This is a genomic window from Leclercia adecarboxylata (assembly GCF_006874705.1).
Classification (GTDB): domain Bacteria; phylum Pseudomonadota; class Gammaproteobacteria; order Enterobacterales; family Enterobacteriaceae; genus Enterobacter; species Enterobacter adecarboxylatus_C.
In genome coordinates, this window is record NZ_CP035382.1 from 3,163,477 (window position 1) to 3,179,323 (window position 15,847).

Here is a 15,847-nt window from a genome sequence, read left to right on the forward strand (position 1 = left end):
AACGGCAACCTGGTTGCCGTTTTGTTGTATTCGTAGGCCCGGTAAGCGCTAGCGCCACCGGGCTTTTTTGTGCTCAAAGCATAAATCGATACCCGATCCCGGTTTCAGTTAACAGATGGCGTGGGCGCGCGGGGTCCACCTCGAGTTTCTGACGAAGGTGCCCCATATAAATCCGCAGGTAGTGACTATGCTCCACCGCATTCGGTCCCCAGACCTGGCTTAACAGCTGGCGCTGGGTGAGCACCTTGCCGTGATTGTTGAGCAGGACCGCCAGCAGGCGGAACTCGATAGGTGTCAGGTGAATTTCCGTCTCACCCCGCTGAATGCGCCGCGAGGCCAGATCGACGCGAATGTCAGAGAAGCTATACACCGGGTCGGCAGGGGAGGTTGTTGCGTGGCGGCGCAGGGCAACGCGCAGACGCGCCTGCAGTTCGCCAATGCCAAACGGCTTGCTGAGATAGTCGTCGGCACCGGCATCGAGCGCGGCAATTTTGTCGGTCTCCTCCAGACGCGCCGAGAGCACAATGATAGGCATCTGGCTCCACTGGCGCACTTCCCGGATAAAGTCGAGGCCGTCGCCGTCCGGAAGACCTAAATCGAGGATCACCAGATCCGGCTTGCGGGTCGCGGCTTCAATCAGGCCCCGCTGTAGCGTTCCGGCATCGTGTACGCGCAGGCCTTCACCTTCCAGCGCGACGCGCAGAAAACGGCTGATGGCGAGTTCATCTTCAACAATCAGAACGTTAATCACAAATCCTCTGGGAATTCATTCAGTTCGGGCGGCGTATCGCGCGGCAGTGTAACACAAAAACCGGCGCCCCCGTCGGGACGGTCATGGGCGGTGATGGTGCCACCGTGCACCTCAACAATCGCCTGGCAGATGGCGAGCCCCAGCCCGACGCCGGGAATGGCAGACTCTTTATTACCGCGGGCGAACTTATCAAAGATAGCCTGTTCCTGCCCCGCCGGAATGCCGGGGCCGGTATCCCACACCTCCAGCTGGAGCTGGTCGGGGTTGACGCTGGCGTCAATACCAATTTGCGCTCTGCTCCCCGCGTATTTGCCGGCGTTCTCCAGCAGGTTAATCAGCACCCGCTCGAACAGCGAGCCATCCACGTGGATCAGCGCCAGCGGATCTGACATATCGAGCGCGATATGCCGCCCACCAAGCCCTGGCTCCAGCGTTTTCAGGGCGCTACCGATCACCTCTTCCAGGGTCAGCCACTCTTTTTTCAGGTTAAAGCCGCCGGACTGGATCCGCGCCATATCCAGCAGATTATTCACCAGCCTGGTGGTGTTCAGCACGTGCTGGCGGATCTCGCTGGCCTGTGGCGCGTGGCGGGAACCCTCTGCCGCCAGGTCGAGGGTCAGGATCTCCGACTGGCCGAACAGCACCGTCAGCGGCGTGCGCAGATCGTGGGAGAGGGCCGCCAGCAGCGAGTTGCGAATGCTCTCCCGCTCGCTGGCTAACCGTGCCTGCTCTTCGCTGGCGGTCAGCGCCAGCCGCTCGAGGGCGCTGGCGACCAGCAGAGTAAAGGTCTCCAGCAGGCGCTGCTGCTCGGGGATCATCAGCTGACGCAGATTGGACGGCTCGACAATCGCCACCCCCTGATTCTGCAGCGGCAGAATAAGCCAGGGCACGCCGGGCAGGGTATCGGTGCCTGCCCCGGCGGGCTGGCCCTTGTCAAAGCTCCAGCGGGCAATAGCTTCATCCCAGGGCGTCATTCCCGAGGCCGGAGTCAGCGGGCGGAGCTTGCCCTCCCGATCCGGAAGGAGGATCAGGCTGCGGGCGTGAAAGGTGGAGTGGATGAACTGCTGGCTGGTCTGCGCGATATCCTGTGGCGTGCGGCCCACCGCCAGCGCCTTCGACATCTCATACAGATGGCGGGTGCGCTGCTCGCGATAGCGGGCGATCCGCGCCTGATAGCGCACCCCCGCCGTCAGGTTACCGATCAGCAAGCCCACCGCCAGCATCACCGCAAAGGTGAGGACGTACTGTACGTCCGATACCGCCAGGGTACCGCGCGGGGCGATGAAAAAGAGATCGAAGCTGACCACGTTGATTACCGTCGCCAGTACCGAAGGCCAGCGGCCATAAAACAGCGCCACAATCACCACCCCAAGCAGGTAGATCATCACCAGGTTGGCGGCATCAAAATCGGGTAGCCACTGACTGGCAATAAAGGTGATCAGGGCGCAGAGCAGCACCGCCACCAGGCAGCCGCGCAGCTGGATCCGCCATTTGTCACTGAACGACCGGTTATCCGGCGCCCTGGCGGGTAGAGCCGTGGGCTTGTCATCCAGGGCGACGATCAGCAGATCGAGATCGGGGGCACGCTGTGCCAGCCTGTCGGCAAAGGTGTCCCGGTTGAACCATCGGCGATGAGAACGTCTGCCGATGACAATCTTGCCGAGATTGTGCTCCCGGGCGTAGCGCAGGATGGCTTTGTCTTCCGCCTGTTCGGCCAGGGTGGCGGTTTCGGCTCCCAGCTCCTGGGCCAGACGCAGGGCGCTGAGAATGGCGCGGCGCTGGTTCTCCGGCAGACGGTGCAGCTGCGGGGTCTCGACGTAAACGGCGTGCCAGACGCTGCCGAACTTCGCTGCCAGCCGCGCGGCGGTACGCACCAGCTTCTCGTTGCCGCTGCCGTGGCCGATGCAGAGCAGGATGGCGTCGCGGGTATGCCACACCTTCTCCTCGCCCTGCCGGTCGCGCCAGGCCCGCATCTGATCGTCCACCCGGTCGGCGGTGCGGCGCAGGGCCAGCTCACGCAGGGCGATCAAATTGCCTTTGCGGAAGAAGTGTTCGATTGCCCGCTCGGCCTGTCCGGCAATGTAAACCTTGCCTTCATGCAGGCGCTGGCGCAGATCGTCCGGGGGCAAATCCACCAGTACCACTTCGTCTGCCGCGTCGAAGAACGGATCCGGGACGGTCTCCCGCACCTGAATGCCGGTGACGCCGCTGACCACGTCGTTAAGACTTTCCAGATGCTGCACGTTAACGGTGGTAAAGACATCGATGCCCGCCTCCAGCAGCTCTTCGACGTCCTGCCAGCGTTTAGGGTGGCGTGAGCCTGAGGCGTTGCTGTGCGCCAGCTCGTCCATCAGGATCAGCGCCGGACGGCGGGCGAGGGCGGCATCGAGATCGAACTCCGTCACCAGACGCCCGCGATGATGAATGCGCCGGGGCGGCTGGGTCGCCAGGCCGGCCAACAGGGCGGCGGTCTCCTGGCGACCGTGGGTCTCCGCCACGCCGATCAGAATATCGAGCCCCTGGGCGCGCAGACGCTGCGCTTCACTGAGCATGGCGAAAGTCTTGCCGACCCCCGCACAGGCGCCGAAGAAGATTTTCAGCTTGCCGCGATGGGGGGCGGCAGCCTGCTCCAGCAGTTTGTCCGGGTCCGGGCGCTGAGGCTCGTCGATCATTTAGTTTTTCCTTAGTGCGTCCAGCGCCAGATTTAATTCAACGATGTTAACCACCGCGCCGCCCATCGCGCTGAACAGCGGTTTTTGCGTATGTTCCGCCATCAGCTGGCTAAGCTGCGCGGGCGTGAGCTGACGCGCCTGCGCCACGCGCGGGATCTGCCAGGCGACGGCCTGCGGCGTCAGGCTGTAGTCCAGCCCGCTGGCCGAAGCGGTCACCAGCTCAACCGGCACCGCCTGGCTGGCATTCGGGTTGGCGACGCGTAATGCGGCCACGCGGGCGCGAACAACGTTATCCAGCTCAGGGTTGCTGCCCGCCAGGTTGCTGCCCCCCGACGCCAGCGGATTATACGGGCTTTCCGCCGTGGCGGAAGGACGGCCGTGAAAGTAACCTGCTGCGGTAAAGTCTTGTCCAATAAGACGTGAACCGCGGATCTCCCCCTGCTGGTGGATAAGCGATCCGTTAGCCTGGTCGGCAAACCACCACTGGCCCAGCGCGGTAGTCACCAGCGGATAAACGCCGCCGGTCATCAGAGCCAGCAGAATAAACAACAGTATAGCGGGACGTAACATAGCCATTTGATTTTCCTCTTAAACCAGCCCGAACAGGGTGAGTACCAGATCGATGGCTTTAATGCCGATAAAGGGCACCACCAGCCCACCCAGACCGTAGATCCACAGATTGCGACGCAGCATGGCGGCGGCGGTGAGCGGTTTGTAGCTCACCCCTTTCAGCGCCAGCGGGATCAGAAAGACAATGATCAGCGCGTTGAAGATCACCGCACTGAGGATGGCCGAAGCGGGGGAGTGCAGGTGCATTACGTTCAGGGCGTTCAGCTGCGGATAAGTCGCCGCAAACGCCGCCGGAATAATGGCAAAATATTTCGCCACGTCGTTGGCGATACTGAAGGTGGTAAGCGAGCCCCGGGTCATCAGCATCTGTTTGCCGATATGCACCACCTCAATCAGCTTGGTCGGGTTGGAGTCGAGGTCGACCATGTTTCCCGCCTCTTTTGCCGCCTGGGTGCCGGAGTTCATCGCCACCGCCACATCCGCCTGAGCGAGGGCCGGAGCGTCGTTGGTGCCGTCCCCGGTCATCGCCACCAGCCGTCCTTCGGCCTGATACTGGCGGATCAGCGCCAGTTTGGCCTCCGGCGTCGCCTCGGAGAGGAAATCATCCACGCCGGCTTCCGCTGCAATGGCTGCGGCGGTCAGGCGGTTATCCCCGGTGATCATCACCGTTTTGATGCCCATTTTGCGCAGCTGGGCAAAACGCTCCTTGATGCCGCCTTTAACGATGTCCTTCAGGGCGATCACCCCCAGCACGGTAGCGCCTTCCGCCACCACCAGCGGGGTGGCCCCCTGACGGGCGACGTTCTCCACCAGGGTATCAACCTGCGGCGGGAAGTGGCCGTTGTTGGCGGTAATGTGACGGCGAATGGCATCCACCGAGCCCTTACGAATCATCCGCTCCTGGAAGTTAATCCCGCTCATCCGCGTCTGCGCCGTAAAGGGCACAAAAGTGGCATGCAGGCTCTGGACGTCGCGCTGGCGCAGGTTAAAGCGCTGCTTGGCGAGGATCACGATGCTGCGGCCTTCCGGAGTTTCATCCGCCAGCGAGGCCAGCTGGGCCGCATCGGCCAGCGTTTTTTCGTCCACGCCCGGGGCGGGCAGGAACCCGGAGGCCTGACGATTGCCGAGGGTGATGGTGCCGGTTTTATCCAGCAGCAGCACGTCGACGTCGCCAGCCGCCTCCACCGCCCGGCCGCTGGTGGCGATGACGTTGGCCGCCAGCATCCGGCTCATACCCGCCACGCCGATAGCCGACAGCAGGCCGCCGATAGTGGTTGGGATCAGGCAGACCAGCAGGGCAACCAGCACGGTGACGCTTACCGCCGTACCGCCATACGATGAGAAGGGCCACAGGGTGGCTGTCGCCAGCAGGAAGACGATAGTCAGCGCCACCAGCAGAATGGTCAGGGCAATTTCATTCGGGGTTTTTCGCCGCTGGGCACCTTCCACCATGGCGATCATCCGGTCGAGGAAGGTCTCACCAGGGTTGACGCTGCACTGGATCACCAGCCAGTCGGAGAGAATGCGCGTCCCGCCGGTGACCGAGGCGAAATCGCCGCCGGACTCACGGATCACCGGCGCGGATTCCCCGGTAATGGCGCTCTCATCCACCGAGGCGCCCCCTTCGATAACTTCCCCGTCGCAGGGGATAATATCTCCGGCCTCCACCAGCACGATGTCGCCCTTGCGCAGCGTGTCCGCCGGAACCCTGTCGGTATCGGCACCGTATTTCGCTTCGCGCAGCTTGCGGGCGAACGCCGTCTTCTGCACCCCTTTGAGGCTGTTGGCCTGCGCTTTGCTGCGGCCTTCCGCCAGTGCCTCCGCGACGTTGGCAAACAGCACGGTGAACCACAGCCACAGGCCGATCGCCGCGGTAAAGGTGGCGCTTCCTGCCAGCCATCCGCCCGCCATGGCAAGGGCCAGCAAGGTAGTCAGCAGGCTGCCCAGCCAGACGATAAACATTACCGGATTGCGCCACTGCACGCGCGGGTCGATTTTTTTTACCGCATCCATCAGCGCCTGACGAACCAGAGAGGGTTCGAGCAGGGCCAGTTGCTTACGACTCATGACCAATACTCCGCAAATCAGCGTAAAGAGAGATGTTCCGCGACCGGGCCTAAGGCGAGGGCGGGGATAAAGGTGAGGGCGCCCACCAGCAGGACGGTACCGATCAGCAGGCCGACGAACAGCGCACCGTGGGTGGGTAGCGTGCCGCCAGAAGCGGGCTGGCGGGTCTTGCTCACCAGCGATCCGGCGATGGCCATGACCGGCACAATCACGCCAAAGCGTCCGATTAACATGCAGAACGCCAGCAGGCAGTTCCAGAACGGCGAGTTGGCGCTCAGGCCCGCAAAGGCGCTGCCGTTGTTGTTGGCCGCCGAGGAAACAGCGTACAGCACCTCGCTAAACCCGTGGATCCCGGGGTTGAAGATGCCGCTGCGCCCGGCGTCGGTCATCAGCGCCAGCGCGGTACCGAGCAGCACCAGCGCCGGAGTGACGAGGATCGCCAGCGCGGTCAGCTTCATCTCACGCACGTCGATTTTCTTGCCCAGATATTCCGGGGTACGGCCAATCATCAGCCCGGCGATAAACACCGCCAGCAGCACAAACAGCAGCATGCCGTACAGGCCAGAACCGACCCCGCCAAACACCACTTCACCAATCTGCATCAGCCACAGCGGGATCATCCCGCCCAGCGCGGTAAAGGAGTCGTGCATGGCGTTGACCGCCCCGCAGGAGGCGGCGGTGGTGACGACGGCGTACAGGCTGCTGGCGAGAATGCCAAAGCGGCTCTCTTTGCCCTCCATATTGCTGTTGCTGTCCGCCCCCAGCAGCATGAAGTGGCTGTTGCCCTGCCACTCCGCCCACATTACCAGCGCGGCGCAGATCGCAAAGATGATGGACATGGTCCAGAGGATCGCATGCCCCTGACGGCGATCGCTGACCGCCTCGCCAAAGGCAAAGCACAATGCGGCGGGGATCAGGAAGATCGCCAGCATCTGCACGGCGTTCGTCAGCGCGGTCGGGTTCTCAAACGGATGAGCAGAGTTCGCATTAAAGAAGCCGCCCCCGTTGGTACCGAGCATTTTGATCGCTTCCTGGGAGGCCACCGGTCCCATCGGCAGCAGCTGTCTGGCCCCCTCCAGCGAGGTGAAGGGCTGATAGGGCAGCAGGTTTTGCAACACGCCCTGCTGGATAAACAGCAACGCGATAACCAGCGCCAGCGGCAGCAATACCCACAGGGTGATGCGGGTCAGATCGACCCAGGCGTTGCCCAGGGTATTGACACTCTGGCGGGCAAAGGCGCGGGTGAGGGCGAAGATGACCGCGATGCCGCTGGCCGCCGAAAGGAAGTTTTGTACCGTCAGGCCCGCCATCTGGCTGAAATAGCTCAGGGTGGTCTCCCCGGCATAGGATTGCCAGTTGGTATTGCTGACGAAGCTGACGGCGGTGTTCAGCGCCAGATGCCAGGAGAGGCCCGGAAGCTGCTGCGGGTTGAGCGGCAGATAACCCTGCAGCATCAGCATGGCGAACAGCGCGACCAGACCCACCCCATTCAACAGCAGGATCGCGCCCAGGTAGTGACGCCAGCCCATTTCTGCGGTGCCGATCCTGAGCATTCGCAGTAGTCCTGCGTCAAGGGATTGCACCCCGGGCAGCGGCAGGCCGTTAATCATCCGCGCCAGCCACATCCCCAGCGGTCGGGCGAGCCCCAACAGCACCAGCAGAAAGCTGGCGATAAGTAGAAATCCTTGTGCGGCCATCAGAATGCCTCCGCGTTCAACAGGGCATAAATCAAATACCCCAGTAACAGGAACACCAGCACGATGCCCGCAATTACACCTGCACTCACAATTCACCTCCGGGTGACGTTAGTAATGGTGCAAAGGGTAAAATTTCGGTCGCAAAGATTTCGCAAAAATCAGAGAGGGAGATGTAAAAAAAATATAAAGAGGGCTAAGACCCTAATTTAACTAATGGTTAGTAAAAATTTAACTTTTCTGTAACTTAATTACGGCTTGAAGTGTAAAGTTCGCTTCAGAAGGGCAAAAAAGTGGTCGGATGAGTAGTAAAATTACAGCCAAAGCGTTACTATTTTCCTCAGATAACCAGTTTTAACTTTCCGGAGAGGGTTTCCGGCCAGAGAAAGGGGAGAAAATGATGGAATTTTACAAAGCGTATCCGGCACATATCGTTTTTATTCGCCGCACTTTCGCTGTGATAGCGGGTGTTCTGGCGTTACCTGTGATGCTTTTCTGGAAAGAACGCGCTCGTTTTTATAGCTATCTGCATCGCGTCTGGGCTAAAACCAGCGATAAACCGGTGTGGATGGATCAGGCTGAAAAAGCCACTTGTGATTTTTATTAAATTTTAAGAAAGACTACACACAGCACCTGCAGCAATAAAAAAAACCGCCACAGCAATGTGGCGGTTTTTTTATCCCTCGGGATTCGCGGTCCGTCGGGAGGTGTTAAACAAGCACTACCAGAGAAAGCTATCTTAGCCTGAACGTCCTTCAGGCGAAATGTGCAGTGTCTAAATGAATTCTGAAAGGCCAGTTGCGGTCTGCCGATGACACAGGATGTTGACTATGATGTGTCGTCCCTTTCCGCCATCTCGCACATGGGCACCGGTCCCGGGAAAGGCGTCATCACAACCGTAAAACAAGTACTACCAGAACTTGTGTCTGCCGGATTATCACCGGTGGTGAACGGTAGAGCGGTGAGTTTGCAGGGACCGCATAATGAAACGTTATCTGTGTATCGCGTTCATTGTCGCCAGCGTATTCGTGGTGAGAAGTGACGAGCCAACCATGCTTGTTGTGCTTACCGCGCTCGCGCAGGACAAGTAGCGTTAAGGCCGCCATCAGGGCGGCCTTTTTTATTCCAGTATGGCTACACTTGTTAAAGCAAAGTATCCTCGGTGACTTGTAGATGTTACAGACGATAATACTGGAGTGTTATGGCCACCCATCTGGTCTGGTTTCGCGCCGATCTGCGCATCCACGACAACCTGGCGCTTGCTGCCGCCTGCCGCAACAAACATGCCCGCGTGCTGGCGCTTTTCATCGCTACGCCGCAACAGTGGCACCAGCATGCCATGGCGCCGCGCCAGGCCGCGTTTCTTCACGCCCATCTCAATGGCTTGCAGCAGCAGCTGGCCGATAAAGGCATTCCGCTGCTGTATGCCCAGGTCGCTGATTTTTCGGCGCAGGCTGAGAAAGTGGCGCAGCTCTGCGCCGAGCATGACGTCACCCAACTCTTTTATAACTACCAGTACGAACTGAACGAGCAGCAGCGCGATCGTCAGCTGGAGCGCGCGCTGGAGGACGTGACCTGTCAGGGCTTTGATGACAGCGTCATCCTTCCTCCTGGCAGCGTCATGACCGGCAATCACGAGATGTACAAAGTGTTTACGCCCTTTAAAAACGCCTGGCTGCGGCGTCTGAAAGAGGGGCTACCCGATTGTGCGGCGGCGCCTGCCGTGCGCGAGGGGGAGAAGGTCAATGCGGTAGCACTGGATTTCGACTACCCGCAGCAGGCGTTCGATGCTGACCTGTTCCCGGCGAGCGAGAAAGAAGCGATTGCCCGGCTGCGGACGTTCTGTCAGCAGGGGGCAGGAGATTACGAAACGCAGCGTGATTTCCCGGCCATCGAAGGCACCAGCCGTCTCTCCGCCTGCCTGGCGCTGGGGGTACTTTCCCCCCGTCAGTGCCTGCACCGATTGCTGGCGGAACAACCTCAGGCGCTGGAGGGCGGTCCGGGTGCAGTATGGCTAAACGAGCTGATCTGGCGAGAGTTTTATCGTCATCTGATGACGTATCACCCTGATTTATGTAAATATCGGCCATTCATCCGTTGGACTGATAACGTGAAGTGGCAGTCTGAAGATGCCCAGCTAGAGGCTTGGCAATATGGACAGACCGGCTATCCGATCGTCGATGCCGCCATGCGCCAGCTGAATGAAACCGGCTGGATGCACAACCGCCTGCGGATGATCACCGCCAGCTTTCTGGTGAAAGACCTGCTTATCGACTGGCGAGCCGGGGAACGTTACTTTATTTCTCAGCTTATCGATGGCGACCTGGCCGCCAATAACGGCGGCTGGCAGTGGGCGGCGTCAACCGGAACCGATGCCGCGCCCTATTTCCGTATTTTTAATCCGACAACCCAGGGGCAGAAGTTTGATAACGACGGCGTGTTTATCCGCCGCTGGCTGCCGGAGCTGGCCACTGTGCCGGACAAGGCCATCCATGACCCCTGGACCTGGGCGGATAAGCAGGGGATCGCCCTCGATTATCCGCGCCCGGTTGTCGACCATAAACAGGCACGCATAGCCACGCTGGCAGCGTATGAAGCCGCCCGTAAAGCGTAAGGGAGCAATAATGAAAAACAGTGAACTGGAAAAACTGATTAACGACAAACTGAACAGCAGCAGCTTCAGCGACTATGCGCCGAATGGCCTGCAGGTGGAAGGGCGTGAGCAGGTGCAGAAGATTGTCACCGGCGTCACCGCAAGCCAGGCGCTGATCGACGAAGCGGTACGCCAGCAAGCCGATGCGGTGATTGTCCACCACGGCTATTTCTGGAAAGGCGAATCCCCGGTGATCCGCGGCATGAAGCGCAATCGTCTGAAAACGCTGCTGGAAAACGACATCAACCTCTACGGCTGGCATCTACCGCTGGATGCCCACCCGGAGCTGGGAAACAACGCCCAGTTGGCGGCGCTGCTCGGCATTAACATCATGGGTGAAATCGAGCCTCTGGTGCCCTGGGGCGAGCTCTCCATGCCGGTACCGGGCCTGGAGCTGGCGTCGTGGATTGAAGCCCGTCTGGGACGTCGTCCGCTGTGGAGCGGCGATACCGGGCCGGACCAGGTACAGCGCGTTGCCTGGTGTACCGGGGGCGGGCAGAGCTTTATCGACAGCGCGGCGCGTTTTGGCGTCGATGCCTTTATTACCGGCGAAGTGTCGGAGCAGACCATTCACTCTGCCCGGGAGCAGGGGCTGCATTTTTATGCGGCAGGACACCATGCCACGGAACGCGGCGGCATTCGCGCCCTCAGCGAATGGCTGACGGAAACCACTGACCTGGATGTCACCTTTGTGGATATCCCTAATCCAGCCTGATGAGAGGTGTATAAGTGCAGCGAGCACGTTGTTATCTGTTAGGCGAAACCGCCGTCGTACTGGAGCTCGAGCCGCCGGTCACCCTGGCGACGCAAAAGCGGATCTGGCGTTTAACCCAGCGACTGGGTGAAATTCCCGAGGTGGTGGAAGCCATTCCGGGGATGAATAACATCACCGTGGTGCTGCGCAATCCCCACTCGCTGGCGCTGGATGCGATTGAGCGTCTGCAGCGCTGGTGGGAAGAGAGCGAGGCGCTGGAGCCTGAGTCCCGCTATATCGAAATCCCGGTGGTGTATGGCACCGCTGCGGGCCCCGATCTTGGCGAGGTGGCCCGACACGCCGGGCTGACCGAGAAACAGGTCGTGGAGCTTCACTCATCCATCGACTATGTGGTCTGGTTCTTAGGTTTTCAGCCGGGCTTTCCTTATCTGGGCGGCTTGCCCGAGCAGCTGGCGACCCCGCGCCGGGATGAACCCCGGCTGCAGGTGCCGGCGGGCTCGGTGGGGATTGGCGGTGCGCAAACCGGCATTTACCCGATAGCCACCCCTGGCGGCTGGCAGCTGATCGGACACACCCCGTTGCCGCTGTTCGATCCACATCGTGACGAGCCGGTGCTGCTGCGACCGGGCGATACCGTGCGGTTTATCCCGCAGAAGGAGGGGGTATGCTAAAAATAGTTCGCGCAGGGCTCTACACCTCGGTGCAGGACGGCGGGCGTATCGGTTTTCGCCAGTCGGGGATCAGCTACTGTGGCGCGCTGGATAAACCGGCCCTGCAGATTGGCAATATCCTGGTGGGCAACGATCCGGACGATGCTGCGCTGGAGATCACTCTTGGGCAGTGTACCGTCGAATTTGAACAGGATGGCTGGTTTGCCCTGACCGGGGCGGGCTGTGACGCCCGGCTCGACGGCGCGGCGGTCTGGACCGGCTGGCGTCTGCCGGTGAAGGCCGGGCAACAGCTCACCCTTAATCGCCCCCGGCGCGGGATGCGTAGCTATCTGGCGATTGCGGGCGGCATCGACGTGCCGTCGGTGATGAACTCTCTTAGTACCGACCTGAAGGTGGGGCTCGGCGGCCACGAAGGGCGGCTGCTGAAAGATGGCGATCGACTGGCCGTTCGGCCTGGCGGGCGCGATTTCCTTGAAGCGCAGGGCGTTAAGCAGCTGCTGTGGGATAACCGCGTGCGCGCCTTGCCGGGGCCGGAGTATCACGAGTTTGATAAGGCCTCGCAGGATGCGCTCTGGCGTCTGCCGTGGCAGCTCAGCCCGCAAAGTAACCGCATGGGCTATCGCCTGCAGGGGCAGAAGCTGGTGCGCACTACCGAGCGTGAAATGCTGTCGCACGGTCTGCTGCCGGGCGTAATCCAGGTGCCGCACAACGGACAGCCGATCGTGCTGATGAACGATGCCCAGACCACCGGGGGCTATCCGCGGATCGCCTGCATCATCGAGGCCGACATGTACCACCTGGCACAGGCCCCCCTCGGACAGCCGATCCACTTTGTCCCCTGTACGCTGGAAGAAGCGCTCGACGCGCGACGCATCCAGAAGCAATACATCGAACAACTGGCGTGGAGGTTGCATGATCGCGGTTGATTTAAATGCAGATTTAGGCGAAGGCTGCGGCAGCGATGCCGCGCTGTTGCAGCTGGTATCCTCAGCCAACATCGCCTGCGGTTTTCACGCCGGAGATGCCCAGACCATGCTGGCCTGCGTGCGTGAGGCGCTGAAAAATGGGGTCGCCATTGGGGCGCACCCCAGCTTCCCGGACCGGGAAAATTTTGGCCGTACGGCCATGACACTGCCGCCGGAGACGGTCTACGCGCAAATGCTGTACCAGATTGGTGCCCTGGCGGCGATCGTCCGCGCCGAAGGGGGGCTGCTGCGCCATGTGAAGCCCCACGGCATGCTCTATAACCAGGCGGCAAAAGATCGCGAGCTCGCCGATGCCATTGCCCGGGCAATCTTTACTATCGACCCGGATTTGATCCTGGTGGGGCTGGCGGGGAGCGAGCTGATCCGCGCCGGGACCCGCCATGGTCTGATTACCCGGGAAGAGGTTTTTGCCGATCGGGGATATCAGGCTGACGGCAGCCTGGTGCCGCGTACCCAGGCCGGGGCCATGATCACCGATGAAGAGCGGTCCCTGGCGCAAACGCTGGAGATGATCCAGCACGGACGGGTGAAGAGTATGACCGGTGAATGGGCAACCGTGCACGCGCAGACGGTGTGCATCCACGGTGACGGAGAACACGCGCTGGCCTTTGCCCGTCGACTGCGGACAGAATTTGAAGCAAATAATATAAAAATCAGTGCGTAACGCACGGCCGTAAACACAACACAACCAAAGGAACATTAACATGGCAGAGACGCTATCCCTCTGGCCACTCATCGGTATCGCGGTGATTGTGGTCGGGTTTCTATTACGCTTTAACCCGGTGCTGGTGGTCATTGCCGCCGGGATCGTCACCGGCATTGCGGCGCATATGCCGATCGCCACCATTCTGGAAAAACTGGGAGAAGGGTTCCTGAATACCCGCAACCTGCCCTTTATCCTGCTGATCCCGCTGGCGGTTATCGGCCTGCTGGAGCGCCACGGCCTGAAAGAGCGGGCCCAGGCGTGGATCGCGAAGATCCACAGCGCCACCGCCGGTCGCCTGCTGATCGTCTACCTGTTTGTCCGCGAGGCCTCGTCAGCAATGGGGCTGACCAGCCTCGGCGGTCATCCGCAGATGGTGCGCCCGCTGCTGGCACCGATGGCAGAAGGGGCGGCAGAGAAGAAATATGGCGAACTGCCGGGGGCGGTGCGCTATCGCCTGCGGGCGATGTCGGCGGCCACCGATAACGTCGGGCTGTTCTTTGGCGAAGATATCTTTGTCGCCTTTGGCGCCATCATCTTTATGCATAACTTCATGCTTGAATCCGGCGGGATCCAGACCGAACCGCTGCATATTGCCCTGTGGGGGATCCCAACCGCGCTCTGCGCCTTTGCGATCCATTCTGCCCGCCTGTACCGCCTGGATAAGCATCTGGAGCGTGAGCTGGCCAAAATGCAGGGAGAGATGAAATGAATTTCCAGCAAAGTTATCTCTACTGGCTGGCGGGCCTGATCCTGCTGATCGTGGCGCTGATGTCGTTTCGCGATAAAGCCAACCCGCGGCGCATCACTACCGGCCTGTTCTGGGGCATTTACGGCCTTTTATTCCTGCTGGGCAACTGGACCTACGAGCTGGTGGGTGACAAGCGCACCGTCCATATCGCGGTAGGCTTAGCGGTAGTCGGGCTGGCGCTGATCGCCGGTTTTGGCGGCGTACGGCTGGGCAGCTATCACCAGCGCACGACCGAAGAGCGCGAGACCAGCGCGAAGCGCCTGGGCAATCGCCTGTTCTTACCGGCGCTGGCCATTCCGGTGGTGACGGTAGTGGGCGTGCTGATGTTTAACCATATTCCGGGCCTGCAGGAGACGCTGTTCGGCCCGGGCAACCACGCGACGCTGGTAACGCTGTTCTCGATGACGGTCGGCTCGCTGATTGGTCTGGCGATGGCGATCAAAATGACCCATGAAAAAGTGCATCAGCCCCTGCAGGAGGCGCGCCGTCTGCTCGACTCCATCGGCTGGGCCTTTATTCTGCCGCAGATCCTCGCCACCCTTGGCCTGCTGTTTACTGCCGCCGGGGTCGGGGAGGGGATCTCATACCTCACCCAGACGTATCTGGCGGTCGATAGCCGGTTTATCGCGGTGGTGGTCTATGCTGTGGGCATGGCGCTACTGACCATGGTGATGGGCAACGCCTTTGCCGCCTTCCCGATTGTCACCGCGGGGATCGGCATTCCGATCCTGGTGCTGCAACACGGCGGCAACCCGGCGGTAATGGCGGCGATTGGCATGTTCTCCGGCTACTGCGGTACCCTGATGACGCCGATGGCGGCCAACTTCAACATCGTGCCCGCCGCGCTGCTGGAGCTCCCCGATAAAAATGCGGTCATCAAAGCGCAGGTGCCCACCGGGGTGCTGCTGCTGATCGCCAACGTATTCCTGCTCTACTTCCTGATGTTCCTGTAAGGAGAAATGATGCAAACCGTATTAATCACGGGATTTGAGCCCTTTGGCGGCGAAACCCTTAACCCATCCTGGGAAGTGGTGAAGCAGCTTGATGGGATGATTATTGACAACTGCCGCGTGGTGGCGCGGCAGCTGCCCTGCGTGTTCGGCGAGTCGTTAGAGGTGCTGAATGCGGCCATTGACGCGCTTCAGCCCTCCGTCGTGCTGGCGATAGGGCAGGCCGGGGGCCGCGTGGATGTGACCGTTGAGCGGGTAGCGATTAACGTCGATGACGCCCGCATCCCGGATAACCGCGGGCAACAGCCGGTGGACGTCGCTATTGTGCCGGACGGCCCGGCGGCCTGGTTCAGCACGCTGCCGATCAAAGCGATGGTGGAGGCCCTGCGCGAAGCCGGTATTCCTGCTTCGGTTTCGCAGACGGCTGGCACATTCGTCTGTAACCACGTGATGTATGGCGTGCTGCACAAGCTGGCCGATCGACCGGAGGTGAAAGGCGGGTTTATCCATATCCCTTACCTGCCTGAGCAGGCGGCGGCGCATCCTGGCGCGCCGAGCATGGCCACGCACACCCTCAAGAAAGGGCTCGAGATTGCCATTGCGGTGGCGCTGCGTCAGGAGCACGACATCAAAGTGGTTGGCGGTGCCACGCACTAAATAAGGA

Annotated in this window: 15 protein-coding genes; 9 read left to right on the forward strand and 6 right to left on the reverse strand. The window is 60.8% G+C overall.

From position 1 onward, the window contains the following. Window positions 1–73 precede the first annotated feature (73 nt). Genes kdpE through kdpF form a run of 6 tightly spaced genes read right to left on the reverse strand, consistent with a single transcriptional unit; the run spans window position 74 to window position 7,846 of the window. Window positions 74–751: a two-component system response regulator KdpE gene (kdpE, locus tag ES815_RS16025; protein ID WP_142488700.1), complete on the reverse strand. Its 678-nt coding sequence runs from the start codon at window positions 749–751 to the stop codon at window positions 74–76. Beyond that, window positions 748–3,423 carry a two-component system sensor histidine kinase KdpD gene (gene kdpD, locus ES815_RS16030; RefSeq protein ID WP_142488701.1) on the reverse strand — a complete coding sequence of 892 codons (2,676 nt, stop codon included), beginning with the start codon at window positions 3,421–3,423 and terminating at the stop codon, window positions 748–750. Before kdpD ends, kdpE begins: the two co-directional genes overlap by 4 nt. Beyond that, complete coding sequence (gene kdpC / locus ES815_RS16035; protein ID WP_142488702.1) at window positions 3,424–3,999, reverse strand: potassium-transporting ATPase subunit KdpC; 576 nt, start codon at window positions 3,997–3,999, stop codon at window positions 3,424–3,426. It abuts the gene before it with no gap. A 12-nt stretch (window positions 4,000–4,011) separates the two neighbouring features. After that, entirely contained in the window at window positions 4,012–6,060 is a 2,049-nt protein-coding gene (kdpB, locus tag ES815_RS16040) for a potassium-transporting ATPase subunit KdpB (protein WP_142488703.1), read from the reverse strand. A 17-nt stretch (window positions 6,061–6,077) separates the two neighbouring features. Continuing rightward, window positions 6,078–7,757, reverse strand: a complete 1,680-nt coding sequence (gene kdpA, locus ES815_RS16045; RefSeq protein WP_142488704.1) for a potassium-transporting ATPase subunit KdpA — start codon at window positions 7,755–7,757, stop codon at window positions 6,078–6,080. Then, window positions 7,757–7,846 (reverse strand): K(+)-transporting ATPase subunit F, encoded by a 90-nt coding sequence (gene kdpF / locus ES815_RS16050; RefSeq protein WP_071886481.1) that lies wholly within the window; start codon window positions 7,844–7,846, stop codon window positions 7,757–7,759. Before kdpF ends, kdpA begins: the two co-directional genes overlap by 1 nt. Window positions 7,847–8,154: 308 nt before the next feature. Here kdpF and ES815_RS16055 point away from each other — a divergent pair, with 308 nt between their 5' ends. From ES815_RS16055 to pcp, 9 genes are all read left to right on the forward strand, one after another. Further along, a complete protein-coding gene (locus tag ES815_RS16055; protein WP_142490073.1) occupies window positions 8,155–8,361 on the forward strand; it encodes a YbfA family protein in 207 nt (68 codons plus the stop codon). A 594-nt stretch (window positions 8,362–8,955) separates the two neighbouring features. After that, window positions 8,956–10,368, forward strand: a complete 1,413-nt coding sequence (gene phrB / locus ES815_RS16060; protein WP_142488705.1) for a deoxyribodipyrimidine photo-lyase — start codon at window positions 8,956–8,958, stop codon at window positions 10,366–10,368. Between the two features lie 10 nt (window positions 10,369–10,378). Further along, window positions 10,379–11,122, forward strand: a complete 744-nt coding sequence (locus ES815_RS16065) for a type 2 GTP cyclohydrolase I (protein WP_142488706.1) — start codon at window positions 10,379–10,381, stop codon at window positions 11,120–11,122. Between the two features lie 14 nt (window positions 11,123–11,136). Then, window positions 11,137–11,793: a 5-oxoprolinase subunit PxpB gene (gene pxpB / locus ES815_RS16070; protein WP_142488707.1), complete on the forward strand. Its 657-nt coding sequence runs from the start codon at window positions 11,137–11,139 to the stop codon at window positions 11,791–11,793. Further along, window positions 11,787–12,719: a 5-oxoprolinase subunit PxpC gene (pxpC, locus tag ES815_RS16075; RefSeq protein ID WP_142488708.1), complete on the forward strand. Its 933-nt coding sequence runs from the start codon at window positions 11,787–11,789 to the stop codon at window positions 12,717–12,719. Before pxpB ends, pxpC begins: the two co-directional genes overlap by 7 nt. Then, window positions 12,709–13,443, forward strand: coding sequence for a 5-oxoprolinase subunit PxpA (gene pxpA / locus ES815_RS16080; protein WP_142490074.1), 735 nt, complete (start codon window positions 12,709–12,711; stop codon window positions 13,441–13,443). The genes pxpC and pxpA overlap by 11 nt, the downstream gene beginning before the upstream one ends. 40 nt (window positions 13,444–13,483) lie before the next feature. After that, the gene (locus ES815_RS16085; RefSeq protein ID WP_142488709.1) at window positions 13,484–14,194 is read left to right on the forward strand and encodes a DUF969 domain-containing protein; all 711 of its coding nucleotides are present in this window, start codon (window positions 13,484–13,486) and stop codon (window positions 14,192–14,194) included. Beyond that, a complete protein-coding gene (locus ES815_RS16090) occupies window positions 14,191–15,186 on the forward strand; it encodes a DUF979 domain-containing protein (RefSeq protein WP_142488710.1) in 996 nt (331 codons plus the stop codon). Before ES815_RS16085 ends, ES815_RS16090 begins: the two co-directional genes overlap by 4 nt. Before the next feature lie 9 nt (window positions 15,187–15,195). Continuing rightward, window positions 15,196–15,840 (forward strand): pyroglutamyl-peptidase I, encoded by a 645-nt coding sequence (gene pcp, locus ES815_RS16095; RefSeq protein WP_142488711.1) that lies wholly within the window; start codon window positions 15,196–15,198, stop codon window positions 15,838–15,840. Window positions 15,841–15,847 lie beyond the last annotated feature (7 nt).